Here is a 13,052-nt window from a genome sequence, read left to right on the forward strand (position 1 = left end):
TAACTCTCAAACATACTATGGGTTGTCCATTGTATTTCGTTAGTTTTAGTCCTATATGAAATTACATAACTCTCAAACGATTTACTTTTATAAAAAAGCCTTGCATTAGTTTTAGTCCTATATGAAATTACATAACTCTCAAACTTACTTTTTCTCTCGTGTTCGTCTGCTTCAGTTTTAGTCCTATATGAAATTACATAACTCTCAAACGTGCTGGCGGTCGTTTAGCTAGCATATATAGTTTTAGTCCTATATGAAATTACATAACTCTCAAACTGTTGTACGTCTGCTTCCTCCTCTCTCTTTAGTTTTAGTCCTATATGAAATTACATAACTCTCAAACCTCAAATTCTTGGGTTTAGAGTTAATAGCCATGACGTAAGCTATATTTCACATAGGTCTTGATCAATTATTCTTAAATGTTCACAAGCTTTGACTTCTCTTGTGATTTTATTTTGGAGGGCTAAAAGCTTAATTTCATTGTAGCATAGGAAATTGCTTAATTCAAGTAAGTCTTCTTCGGTCAAAAAGCTATCTAGGTTTACTATTATAAATAATTTTTTATTCAATAATTCTGAGCTTACCTTTATATATTCGGTTAATCTGTCTAAAATTGACGTTTTCTCATAATCAAACTCTACCAAGAGTGCTTTAAAGAAATTTTGGTAGTTTATTTCATCTGATTTTAGAGAAAATCTAGACCTGTATGCTAATTCATCTACAATATTTGCAATAGTGCTTTCCATTTCTATCTTTTTTATATACATGTCCTCTGAACATAAGTCTTCTTCGAGTTCTGTGTAAAGTTTTTTTAATATAGTAGCTGCATTGGCCTCTATATTAAATAGGTCGAATATTATGTCGGTGGTTTTAGAGACATCTAATTTCTTGTAGTTGTCTATTAGTTCAATCTCTTCACTTTCTTTATTGCTAACTTCTATTAATGTTCTAATAAAGTTTGCAAAATTTCTTGTGTCTTCTATAACAAGAGTATTTAGAGTTTTTGATTTTATTTCAAAAGAGTTTTCAAATTGTTCACTTACAAGGTTCATAGTATGATTAACCTCCTATCGTCTGTAATGTATTCATCTGATACTTCTCCGACCAGTATTTCCATTCTTGAAAATTGTTTTTCAGTTATTATAAACATTTGTACTAGGCCTTTATCTGGCTTATTATCTCTGACTTTATTGGCTATCAATTGTGCCATGCTTTGGTTGAGGGCAATTTTTGTGTAAACTGATTCTTGCATCATCATAAAACCATTCTTAATTAAAAATTTTCTAAACTCCCTATAGTTTCTCATATCTGCTGCATTTAGTGTAGGGAGATCAAACATTACTATTAATCTCATATATCTATAACTCATACTTGGGGAACCTTAATAGTGATAGGTCTCTATTGTTTAGGGCATCAAAAACAGACCTAACGTATATGTCTATTGCTTGATTTACTCGTGTTTTTTTATTGTCTATTGCTATCTCCTTATTTAATAGATTAATTAACTCAAACTTTTGGTCTTGATCGAAGGTCTTTTTAACGCTGTTATAAACATGGTCATCAACAATACCCCTCCATGGCTCTATTAGATCGCTTGATAGGTTAAATTGGTTAAACATATTATCGTGAAATATGCCAATTTGTGTTATGTATCCATTTGATACAACTTGTCTATTTATAGATGATAATAAGATTGAGTAGCCATAATTTAGGGCAGCATTTAAATTAGAATCATCACTCCTTGAAAAATCTTTTCCAAAGAGGGCATTAAAATAAACCTTTGCAGCGTGTCCTTCTCTATTTGTGCTGTCGTAAAATTCAACTTCATCTATATATTTTTCTAACATAGTGTATTCATTTTTCCCACAGAATTTAAGTAATTTCATTTGATTTTTTATTTTTTGCTTAACTATTAGCTGCCATACATCACCTTTTATATAATCATCCCAATTTATTTGTGAGCGAATTTTCTCACTGGTATTGTAGGATGAATAAAATGGAGATACCTCTGCTGTGGGATTCCGCTTTTCATCGCAGAATATTAATTTGATTTTGTTTTTGACAATCTCATTTAATAGTGCAAATGTAATAGAGGCCTCGGTCGTATTTACAACAATATGAGATATGTCTTTTAAGTAAATTTTGCGAACCTTGTTGCCATCTTGCCTTACGACAAGATGGCTTAGTTTTAATTCAAGTTTCGCACGATTGTCTATGACCACAACTCTCCAGGTCATAATTTTAACAAGTCTACTTCGTTTTCAAAGAGGCCTGTGATTGATTGGTTTATGAGTTTAATTTCTTGGTAATTTAATCTTTTCGATAAAAGTGTCTTCCCAGAGGCTTTAATCGGCTTATTAGTCTTTTTGTTAACATTTCCAATTAAGCTTAAATCAACACCATTATTAATACTTTGGAAAAGTAGTAGTATTTCATTTAAGACAAACACTTTATCCTCTGTGGAGAGATTTATAAAAATATCTCTGCCATTTTCTACAATCTCGGATAAGTTTTTTATTCTATTAGAAAATATAGAATACTTTAATTTATAAAGTAAATTATCATAAAGATCTAACAGGTCTTGATCTTTAATGTTATCTAATAAAGATATTTTAGCATCCTTATCTTTCGATTTTCTAGTTAAGAATTTATCAATTTTTCTTATTGTCTTTTGATTAGGCTTATTTAAAATCAACTGTAAAGCAGGAGCTATGAGATAATAATCATTCGTCTTACCCGTTATATTGTAGTAAAATCCATCCAACTTAATCAAAGAGTTTATTTTTATTCTATCAATTAATATTTTCGGATTTTTCAAACCAAGATTTTCTTTTAGATAATTATCAAGCGCTTCTCTATCTCCATGTTTAACTTTATTGTGGATGATAATTGGAATGGTCTCTAAAGTTTTTTCTCTGGAGTTTTTGCCATCTGCTTCTACCAGAATAAAGTAGGCTGAGCTTGCCTTATTGTAGCCGCCATACTTGTCTATATCTGATTTTTTAGAATTTTCTTTTTGTGGGATTTGTCCCTTGCCTTTTCTCATTAGGTTTTGATCAAAGAGGCCGCCAGTCCCTATATAATTCATCCTTGTAAATCTGTAGTTGGTACCCTCTAGCTCTTTTCTGACCCTCTTGATGGTAGCATTTTTTACAGTGCCTTCATCATTGTCTGCTATCCAAGCTGTATAGCCCCTACGCTTTACGTCATATTTAAACATGTTTTCTAGGTTGTAGCTTCTGGCTTTTTCTTGTTTTTTAACAAAGTTCATAGGATCTTTGGTGAATTTTGTATTGTAAACACTGCCAACAACGATATTTATATAGGCGTCATGCATGTGATGGAGGTCATTTACTGTCCGGCATTTTACAATGTCAAATTCCTGCCTAAATCTGCTAGCATTTTCCGCCTTGGAGTAAACTATTTCTGAATTTTTGCAAATAGTTTTTAAAAGATTTGCAGTTTCTTTGGTTGCCTGTCTGGTTTCAACTATTTGCCTAGATATAAATTGGACTAGTTCATCATCAGTAAATGTTGTACGACGGCTTAATCTTGTGTATTTCTTTTGACCTATTAGTCCCTTGTCAAAGAGAATTTTCCAATAAGCATAGCAATTTTTATTTAGAACCTCATCAGGTATTGGATATGAATTGCCCTTTTTGCTATTTAAATCTTTCTTGACCAATACTCTGTTTTCAATTGAGTCATCATAAATTTTTGACTTTGGATAAATGTGGTCTTGGTCGTAGATGTTTTTAGATGAAAGCTCTGAAATATCAATTGGCTCAAGACTGTACATACACCTGCCAAGTTGGGTGTAGTATAAATAGAGGTTATCCCATCTAAATCTAGATTCTTCTTCTTTTTCGATTTCACTTAGCAGATAATTATACCTATCTTCTCCAAGTTCTGCTATAAAGGCTTTTTTACCATCCTTGTAAAATTTTAAAAGCTGATTTTTCCTAGATTCTTTTCTAGCCTTGACCTCTTCTTTGCTCCTGGCCATTTCAATAAAAATTTTTTGTGGGTCATTTCCCATTATGTTTTTAATTTCGTCAACTATTCTTAGACTTTGCCACAGCATTCTCTTAACTGAAGGTGATAAATAAAGCTCATCAACCATATCATAAGAAAATTTTCTATCGTCAACTGGATTTAGCTTTTGAATTTCCTCTGTAAAGGTGAAGCTGGCACTCATTAATTCCATTAAATTTAAATTGTACTCACGCATAAAATGGATTATAGTTCCACTTTCGCCGGTGTTTTTATTGGCACCCTCTAGACCTGCGAGCAGTTTTTTACTTAACCTGCCCCAGTCTTTGTAATTTAGGCCAGCCATCTTTTTAATTTCTGAATCTGTGAAATACTTACCATATCCAGCCTTTATTTTCTTTTGCAAGTAAGACTTGTCATCTCCATAGAGTACGATTAGCTTGATAATTTCTTCAATTTTTTCCCTATAGTCGTCATTATCAACCTTATCCCCAACTATGGCCTTAAAATCGTTATAAGAGTTTAACCCCTGTTTGAAATCTCCATCTGTGCCGGACAATAGGACTTCTCCGTTTATATTAAACTCTTTCTTGAGAAGATTAGCGACAGCCTTTAATGTTACTTTTTTCCTGGTCTTAAAGAGTTGGTCGAAGATTTTCTTCTTCATTTCTTCACTAATAGGCAGGTCATTTATTTTTAAATTATTGAGTTCATTTAAAACTATATACTCATTGTAGATAAGCGAGGCCTTTGGCAGAACTTTTTCATCTTTTAAATATGTGCACCTACCAATTAGGCTATCTATAAACTCTTCCCTTGAAGAATCCAGATCAACTACATCTTTAAAATTCCATGGCGTGATTTTGCTGTCCTTTTGCTTTTTAATCCAAGCATACTTTGACTCAGGATTTAATGGGCCAACATAATATGGAATCCTAAATTCCATAATTGAAGCAATCTTGTCACAAACGCTTCCATATTCATCGGATGCGTTTAAAAATTCATGGTGTTTGGATTGGTTTTCAAGAATCTTATTTAGCTCCATAAGTTTTAATTGATAAGGAATAACTCCGTTATCGGAAGATTTTATCTTAGGCATAAAATTTTTAAATTCCATGTCCTTTAGCATCTCATCTACTATTTCAAGGTCGTCCTTGCTTGCATTATTTTTTATAATTTTATCTTTGATAGTTTCTAGATGTTTTTTAATAAACTTATAAAAAGCTTCTTGGTTAGTAAATTTATCCGCCTTAACTCTCTTGTTATTAGAGATGCTTGACTTGGTGTAGGAAACATAGTTATCACTTACTTTTTCACTTCTAAAGATTTCGTAGTAAGCTGATTTATTATATTCCCTAATAAGGCGCTTAAATTCCTTGAGATCATAACCATGCTTGCTATATCTTTTTACAAAGGCCTGAGAAATGTATTTATTGCCATCTTTTGATTTATCGGCTTCTTTTAAAAGATTTTCAAGTATAGATGAATCATAAATTTCTTTTAAAATATTTACAAGGGCAATTTTATCCCCCAGGGCTAACTCGTAGTCGCTGTATTTATCATCGAAACTCGTAGTTGAAAAATCCACTGATTTGATTGCGGAATCATCAAAGTCTTCAGGATTTTCAAATAAATCCACCAGCTTTTGAGAGCTGCCAATCATAATAGCAGATGCAGCTTTTAGAAATTTTGTATCTCCAATAACAGTTTTAAGTTCTTTCTTTTTTGCTGTCTTGTTTAACTTAGGATCTGTAAGTATATTTATCAAATTTTCATTATCAAATTCAAGATCAATGCCATATTCGTCATTTAAGTGGACCTTTAATTCATTTAAAGAATTTTCAAAGGAGCTCTTTGTATCAAATTTTTGTCCCTCAAAAATAAAATGGCCACGATTTTTAAGCAAGTAATGGCAAGCTAAATAAAGCAGTCTAATATCCTTTTTACTATCATCTTCAATCAAGTCCATAAGGAGATGATGGATAGTCGGATATTTTTTATGGAAATCCTTGTCTTTAAAATCCTTATCGTTGAATAAAGTATATTTAGACTTTAACTTATCGTCCTTGTCTTCCATATAAAGATCGCTATTATCTAGGCGCAAAAAGAAATTCGGATCAACCTTGGCAATTTCTTCTGCAAAAAAATCTTGCAAGAGACTTAAGCGTTCTTTTTTGCGGTCAAGCCTTCGCCTGGCCCCTCTTTGCCCCCGCCTTTCTTCAGCAGTTTCGGCATCTTCAAAAAGACGAACACCCCACATCTTCTTGGAGTTGAATTTTAGAACATTGTAAGCCTCGTCTGTTACTGCCCAACCAACAGATGATGTGCCGATATCAAGCCCTATGTAATAATCTTTTACTTTTGTCATAAATTACCTCCTAAAACACTTGACAAATAAATTTCCCCATGCTATAATATGTGTGAAATTACATGACGAGTTCAAATAAAAATTTATTCAAACCGCCTATTTATAGGCCGCAGATGTTCTGCACTATGCTTGCGATAGCAAGCTTTTTTTATTGCCTAAAATTATTCTTACATAAAATAACATATAATCGCACAAAAATTATTGATGTAAATTATTTATTAACACTTGTTTTATATCTTATTCTTGTAAATAAAAGTAGACGTACTCTTCAAGATTAAAGGCCTTATACATTTCCATAACAAACTTTCTAATATCTTTTGCAGAAAGGTTTGTTTCTATATAAATACCAGGTCCAACAAATCTAGGTGTGCGCAAATCACTCTTTCTTCTTGAAAATTTACTCTCAAATTTATCCATAAATATTAGAATCTGAAAGTCTTTCTTTTTAATCTCATATAAAACTCTAGCTGCTTTTACCAAGAGTTCATTCCAGTTATTTACATCATAGCTCATATTATCAACTACTAATTTTCTTGGTTTTGTATAAGCTAAAACTATATCATCACTTATGGAATATCTAGTTTTCCTATTGTTTTTTATTTTTTGCTCAGCTTGTTCGATGTTTTCTTTAACTTTTTGTTCTTCTTGATGTGTAGGCTTTTGAATTTGTATTGGCTTTTCATAGGGTTTTCTTATAGTTTTAACAGAGTTTAAGTCATCTGGATATTTAACTCCTATTTGGTTGCCATTATTATCTATCCATGATTCTCTCCAACCGCTAGACCTGCCCAAAATTACTTGTGTAGCTAGGTTTATTGAATCATAGTCATAATCTTTAATGAATTTTCTTTGCTCGCTTTTCTTTTCAATATGACCTTTTTTTCTCTCTTTAACGGCCTGAGAGCTTATATTCTTATAATTTCTTTGAGCGGTCATACTTCCTTCAAGGACTCTAAACTTGCCTTCTACAACCTTTGCACAAGCTTCAATTTGCATGCCTTGCTTATTGTTTCTGATACTTAAAAAATACATATCTTCATCATAGACTATCGGAAATTTTTGATCAAAGATATTGTATCCCAAGCATTTCATAATTTTTATAGAATTGCTAATAAATTTATTTGGATCCGTTTTTTGTGTCTTCTTCAAACTATCGGCAAAGCCACTGCTTTGAGAAAATTTTTTATACTCATTAGAAGAAGATATCTTGACTTCTAGCTGGCTCTTCATAAAATTAAACTCTGACTCGGTAATATTGTCATTTTCCTTTTGGATTAAAATAGCAGATTCGATTTTTATCTTGTTTCTATCGAGGACTCCACCACTATAAATTAATAATTTGTTTTTATCTTCATAATGTTTTGCATGACCAATATGAAAATATTTTTCTCCAGATTTTTTGTCAACAAAAAACAATATGTACAGGGCTCTCATAGCTAAGTTTGCATCATCAGATGTTATATTTATGAAATTCTCTTTAGCCTTATAAACAAGACCGCTCCAGTTATATTCAGTGCATTTTAATACTCCATCTGGATCTCCTTGAAGCATATTAATTTTTATACTTTGACTTACGTTTGTCATAGACTCCTCCAAAATATTAATATTTGTTTAAAACCGCTTTACTATATTATATCATATTTCTAATAATATTTCATGAATTTTAAATAAAAAAGCACCTATAGTTAGTAAGTACCTTTTTAATTTTATGTAAGCTTAAAGTTTTTAAAACGATTAGTAAACCTTATCTTATACTTCAAGTGCTTTCCTCAAATCTTCTATATTATCATAGGATTTTGCATTAGGATCTTTAGCTAGAGCTCTGCCTTCTTCTATGGCTTTTATGGTTTCTGCGTTTGGAACATTTAATTTTACATCAAAAGGAAGGCCGCTTTCTCTAATGCTTGCTCTTAAAAACATATTGATCGCAGTTGTCATATTTAAGCCTAATTCGGAATATATTTTTTCTGCTGCTTCTTTAATTTCTTTATCTGTTCTTATATTTAAATTTGTTGTTGCCATTTAATCATCTCCTTTAATTTAATTATAACACAAATTCGGGCATAGTCAATACATTGTCATTACAAAAAATATGTTAATAAAAATTATATTTATATAATAAATTGACTTTTCCTAAATTAAAGTCTATAATTATACAAATATGATTTAATTAATTAAATCATAACTGAAATCCAGTTCTAAATATTTTAAAGAGGTTTTTATGGAAAAATTTTTTTACGAGCTTAAATTAATCTACAACAAGTACAAGCTTTTGGATAGTATGAAGTCGGATTTTAATGTTTTTTCCCAGCTTTTAAATCCCTATGACGAGGTTAATCTCCACTCCAAGCTTATTTATTCGATTTTGAACGATTGCAAGTTTAAAAAAGAATTTATGTTTAACTTTTTAAAGACCACAGGCGTTATATCAGCTGAGGATATAGGTCCTAATGATCTTAAAATTATATATGTTGAGAGGGAGAAGGCTTTTCCCGATGGACGAATGGACTTGTTTTTTTCTTGCAATGTCAAGGATAAAAATGTCAAGGATAAAAAGTATGCAATCATCATTGAAAATAAAATCTTTGCTGGCGATCAATACGAACAGATAGACAGGTATATAAAATTCGCTGACGAGTACCAAGCCGATGTCAAAAAAGTTTTTTATCTGACTCTTATGGGCCATGCTCCATCTGAAGATAGTGCAAGTAATTTAGACCAGGTGAATTTGATTTCCTATAACAATGAAATTTTAACTTGGATTGAAAATTGTATTAAAATTTCTGCCAGAGAGCCCGCCCTTAGGGAAGTGCTTATTCAGTATGCAGACTTATTAGAAAAAATAACTGGAAAGGATGTAGATTATACTATGGATGTTATGAACTTTTTATTGGAATCCCCTGAAAATTTTAATATGGCAAACAGCATACAGCCAGCTATCATCGATGCCAAGACAGATCTACAGATGAGGTTTTGGAAAAAACTTGAAGAGTCTCTAGACGAGATGTTTAGAAATTTCTCTGGCCTCAATTATAGAAAAACCGCTCGCGACGAAGACCTTGGACCAGTTAATCCTTGGTATTCGGAAACAATTATAAAAAATTTCTATTACAGAGCTAAAAAAACATCTTATTATGGAATTATCTACAGCTTGGGCCAATTTAAAGATATTGGGGAGCTATTTTTAAAATTTGAATATGATAGAAACTGGTATTTATATTATGGGTTAAGACTTGGAATCAAAAATATAAACACAGAGTCCAAATCATATGAATTACTTAAAAACAAACTCATAAGTAAAGATTATAAATTTTCAGATTGGTGGTTTGGGTGGAAAAGTGTAAAGGCAAATGAAAAGGACATTAATTTCACTGATATGGATCCTGACCTTGTCAATATTCTAATGGATTACGATAGACTTGATGATCTAATTAAAAAGATTACAAAAGAAGTCGAGGACTTTATCCATATAATTGTAGATTAATCTTGTCTTATAATTAGTTTATATAAGCAAGCTAAGATTAAATTTTTTTATTCTGAAAGGAGAGCTGTTATGAGCAAGCTAAACAAATCCTATTTTCAAACTCTCAAGGGCAAAAATGTTGCCTTCAAAGAGGTAAGGTCTGGCGAAGACATTTCTGTTCAAATCGTTGAGCACTTCCCTGACTACAAGGTCCAGGTCTTAAAGAGCAGGTCCTTTATAAAGGATACGATTAAGGTGAAATTCGTTGAACATTTCCCAGATGTAAAAATCCAAGTGGTCGACCATTTTCCTGACTTTTCAATCTACATGGAATAATTTTCCCAAGCAAAAAGCGGTGGCTATCCACCGCTTTTTATTTTCTCCTTTTCCACGGGATGATCCTATTTACATTTTTGCAGTATTCGATGTATTCTTGGCCGAATTTTTCGCGCAGCCATTTTTCTTCTGTGTTTTTCATGAGTATGGTTAGGAAGGCCCAGTATATTAGAGGTAATATTAAGAGCAGATAGTTGTGGGCCATTAGTAGCACGCCCGTGAATAAAAATATAAAGGCTGAGTAGACTGGGTTTCTGACGATTGCGTAGACTCCGTCTGTGATTAGTTTGTTTTCTTTTACTTTTGCATTTATTTTTTGTATTAGGACTGCCCTTATCCATAAATTTAGTCCGAACAAAATCGAAAGCCCTCCAAGTATTTTAAAATAGATTATTCCTTGGTCAACTTGGCCAGCTTTTAAGTATCCATAATGGGATAGGATTAGGGCAATTATTGTCAATATCAAACAGGTGATTACATATATTGGTCCAACTCCAAAGGTCGGCATTTTATTTGTTTGCGTTTTCATTTGCTGCCCTCGATTTATTTTAACAATTCAATGATTTGGTCCTGCGCTTGTCTGCCTTCTCTAAAAAATCTTAAAAGCGGGTAGCAGTGGCACATTCCCTTGCCTACAATGATTTCGTATGGGGCCTGGTATTTTTCCATGGCTTTTTTAAATTCGTCAGCAAAGGCATAGAGGCATTCGTTTTCGCCGTAATAAAAATATGTTTTCGGAAAGTCGGTAAAATCTCCCACTCTTCCGTCAAGCATATATTCGGGTATGTCTTCATCACCTTTTGTAATTTCCCTTGCAGTTATAAAATAGGTTGGATCAATTATTATGTCTTTGTGATTAAGTGCATTTAATTTTTCCCAAATCTCTTTATTTTCATCAAGACTTACATCGGGTATGCCGCCGGGTGAAACCGAGATTATTTTGCCAGACATCTTAATGGGTTGCCCCAAGGCGTTGTTGTGCAAAAATATTCCAAGGGCCAAGCAGGCTCCCGACGAAAATCCCAACACGCTTATATTTTCTGGATTGTAAGTTTGTGTCATCAGTCTATAGGTCTCAAATGAGACTTGGTATGTCTTATCCACCTTTATATCTTCCGAGCAAAGGGGATAAAACAAAAACCATACGTCTTTATTTGTTTTTTCCATTATTCTTTCCGCCAAAGAAAAATCTAACTTATCAGGTCCAGTGATCATACCTCCGCCGAAAAAATAAAGGACTGCGCCAGAGGCAGGGCTTTGGTTTTTTTGATAAGAGACCAATCTGTAGCCCATGACATCTCTATCGAAGAGATAATAATTTTTTCTCTCTGCCCTTTTTCTTGCCTTCTTTAAATCAAAAACCTTTTTTGTGTTTTCTCCCCTTGCGTACTCAAGCATCTCGTCTTTGTCTTTTAAAAACATTTTTTTAACTCCAAGGAGTCTCACTATTGACGATGCAATTTTATAAGTTAAGCTCATTTTATTTACCTCATTTAAAAAATTTATTTTTTCCCAATAAATGCTAGTTGTTTTTTCCCATCTAAATGATAGGCACAACAAAAACCGATATTCGTAAGCATTTTTGTCAAATCGTCTGGCGTGTATACTTGCATTTCTATCTTATGCGCTAATATTCTAACATCTCTTCTATCCATAGATGAGACTTCATTACAGATTAAAAACTGTCCACCATTTTTCAAAAGGCGATAAATTTCTTTAAAGCATTCCTCTATGTCATCCCAAAAATAAATAGTTTCAAAAGCTGTGATGATATCTATGGATTCATTTTCAAAAGGAAGGCTCCTTACATCTCCCACTGAAATTTGACATCTGCCGGACTCAATCGCTTCTTTATTTATCTCCCTTGCCATTTTTACACTCGTCTCTGAGTGGTCAATCCCATATACTTTATTAGCTTTAGTTAAAAAGTATTCAATGTTACGTCCACCGCCACACCCCAAATCCAGGACTGTATATTCTTTTTTTATTTCTAAGTAAGACCTACCCCAACTTGCTAATTTTTCATGCCCTTTATTCATGCTCTTTAACATGAATCTGCCGCCAAAATTGTCTTTTGGCTTTCTAAAATTTTCTAAAAATTTCTTAAACATTTAGGCCTCCTATTGATAATTATTATCATCTATATTATAGCACAATTTTTATTTTTTGTTTACATTTTATTTTATTTTTTTCTCCTTGATAAGGGGCGGGGCTTGTGGTATTATTGGTTTATGGAATTATTTACCAATGATTGGGGGGAGGTTTTATCTCCCATTATTAATAGCGATTATTTTGTGGACTTGATGGAGAAGTTGGCCGACGAGCGGAAGTCATACGATATTTTTCCTGGGGAGGAGGATGTTTTTCGGGCCTTTAATCTGACTGCTTACAAGGAGACACGCGTGGTTATTGTGGGTCAAGATCCTTATCACACGCCGGGGGTTGCAGATGGTTTAGCTTTTTCAACTAGGGCCGACAAGTTGCCGCCTTCCTTAAGAAATATTTTTAAGGAGTTAGAGGATGATTTGGGAATCAAAAACTCGTCTGGTGATTTGTCATCCTGGGCCCAGCAGGGAGTTTTACTTTTGAACAGGACTTTTTCTGTTCGCTCTGGTCAGCCTTTGAGCCATGATTTTTTAAATTGGAAGGTCTTTACTGATTTTGTTCTAGAGAAGTTAAACGACCATCCTTCCCCACTGGTTTTTGTTTTATGGGGCAAGGAGGCCCAGGCTTTGGAGAAAAATATCGACGATCGTCACGCTATTATAAAATCTGCCCATCCGTCTCCGCTTTCAGCCTATCGCGGTTTTTTGGGATCGGGTGTTTTTTCTAAAATAAATGAGGCTTTGATAAATTTTGGCTACCAGCCGATTGATTTTAAAACGAGGTGAA

Annotated in this window: 12 protein-coding genes and 1 CRISPR repeat array (1 of these 13 running past the window's edge); of the genes, 3 read left to right on the plus strand and 9 right to left on the minus strand. The window is 33.0% G+C overall.

The window, feature by feature from the left end; all coding sequences use genetic code 11:
• A CRISPR array of direct repeats spans positions 1-343; the repeat unit is 36 nt; unit sequence GTTTTAGTCCTATATGAAATTACATAACTCTCAAAC (it extends 1,477 nt beyond the left edge of the window).
• A gap of 40 nt (positions 344-383) precedes the next feature.
• The 6 genes from csn2 to AC6FXG_RS06315 form a co-directional block, all read right to left on the minus strand.
• Positions 384-1,052 (minus strand): type II-A CRISPR-associated protein Csn2, encoded by a 669-nt coding sequence (gene csn2 / locus AC6FXG_RS06290; protein WP_500571998.1) that lies wholly within the window; start codon positions 1,050-1,052, stop codon positions 384-386.
• Entirely contained in the window at positions 1,049-1,369 is a 321-nt protein-coding gene (cas2, locus tag AC6FXG_RS06295; RefSeq protein WP_500571999.1) for a CRISPR-associated endonuclease Cas2, read from the minus strand. The genes csn2 and cas2 overlap by 4 nt, the downstream gene beginning before the upstream one ends.
• Positions 1,359-2,237, minus strand: coding sequence for a type II CRISPR-associated endonuclease Cas1 (cas1, locus tag AC6FXG_RS06300; protein ID WP_500572000.1), 879 nt, complete (start codon positions 2,235-2,237; stop codon positions 1,359-1,361). The genes cas2 and cas1 overlap by 11 nt, the downstream gene beginning before the upstream one ends.
• Positions 2,234-6,361: a type II CRISPR RNA-guided endonuclease Cas9 gene (gene cas9, locus AC6FXG_RS06305; protein ID WP_500572001.1), complete on the minus strand. Its 4,128-nt coding sequence runs from the start codon at positions 6,359-6,361 to the stop codon at positions 2,234-2,236. The genes cas1 and cas9 overlap by 4 nt, the downstream gene beginning before the upstream one ends.
• Before the next feature lie 237 nt (positions 6,362-6,598).
• Positions 6,599-7,945, minus strand: coding sequence for a DUF4357 domain-containing protein (locus AC6FXG_RS06310; RefSeq protein WP_500572002.1), 1,347 nt, complete (start codon positions 7,943-7,945; stop codon positions 6,599-6,601).
• Between the two features lie 165 nt (positions 7,946-8,110).
• Positions 8,111-8,383: a type II toxin-antitoxin system RelB/DinJ family antitoxin gene (locus tag AC6FXG_RS06315; RefSeq protein WP_500572003.1), complete on the minus strand. Its 273-nt coding sequence runs from the start codon at positions 8,381-8,383 to the stop codon at positions 8,111-8,113.
• A gap of 199 nt (positions 8,384-8,582) precedes the next feature.
• Between AC6FXG_RS06315 and AC6FXG_RS06320 the strand changes: the two genes are divergently transcribed.
• Both AC6FXG_RS06320 and AC6FXG_RS06325 read left to right on the plus strand, forming a co-directional pair.
• Complete coding sequence (locus AC6FXG_RS06320) at positions 8,583-9,845, plus strand: PDDEXK-like family protein (protein WP_500572004.1); 1,263 nt, start codon at positions 8,583-8,585, stop codon at positions 9,843-9,845.
• Between the two features lie 69 nt (positions 9,846-9,914).
• Positions 9,915-10,160: a 7(1) septoil knot domain-containing protein gene (locus tag AC6FXG_RS06325; RefSeq protein ID WP_500572005.1), complete on the plus strand. Its 246-nt coding sequence runs from the start codon at positions 9,915-9,917 to the stop codon at positions 10,158-10,160.
• 37 nt (positions 10,161-10,197) lie between these two features.
• On the opposite strand, the gene AC6FXG_RS06330 is transcribed toward AC6FXG_RS06325, so the two are convergent.
• Genes AC6FXG_RS06330 through AC6FXG_RS06340 form a run of 3 tightly spaced genes read right to left on the minus strand, consistent with a single transcriptional unit; the run spans position 10,198 to position 12,271 of the window.
• On the minus strand, positions 10,198-10,689 hold the full coding sequence (locus tag AC6FXG_RS06330; protein ID WP_500572006.1) for a methyltransferase family protein: 492 nt from the start codon (positions 10,687-10,689) through the stop codon (positions 10,198-10,200).
• Between the two features lie 14 nt (positions 10,690-10,703).
• Entirely contained in the window at positions 10,704-11,639 is a 936-nt protein-coding gene (locus AC6FXG_RS06335) for an alpha/beta hydrolase (RefSeq protein WP_500572007.1), read from the minus strand.
• A gap of 23 nt (positions 11,640-11,662) precedes the next feature.
• Entirely contained in the window at positions 11,663-12,271 is a 609-nt protein-coding gene (locus tag AC6FXG_RS06340) for a class I SAM-dependent methyltransferase (protein ID WP_500572008.1), read from the minus strand.
• A gap of 120 nt (positions 12,272-12,391) precedes the next feature.
• Between AC6FXG_RS06340 and AC6FXG_RS06345 the strand changes: the two genes are divergently transcribed.
• Positions 12,392-13,051 (plus strand): uracil-DNA glycosylase, encoded by a 660-nt coding sequence (locus tag AC6FXG_RS06345; RefSeq protein ID WP_500572009.1) that lies wholly within the window; start codon positions 12,392-12,394, stop codon positions 13,049-13,051.
• Position 13,052 lies beyond the last annotated feature (1 nt).

It is taken from the genome of Ezakiella massiliensis, assembly GCF_059862345.1.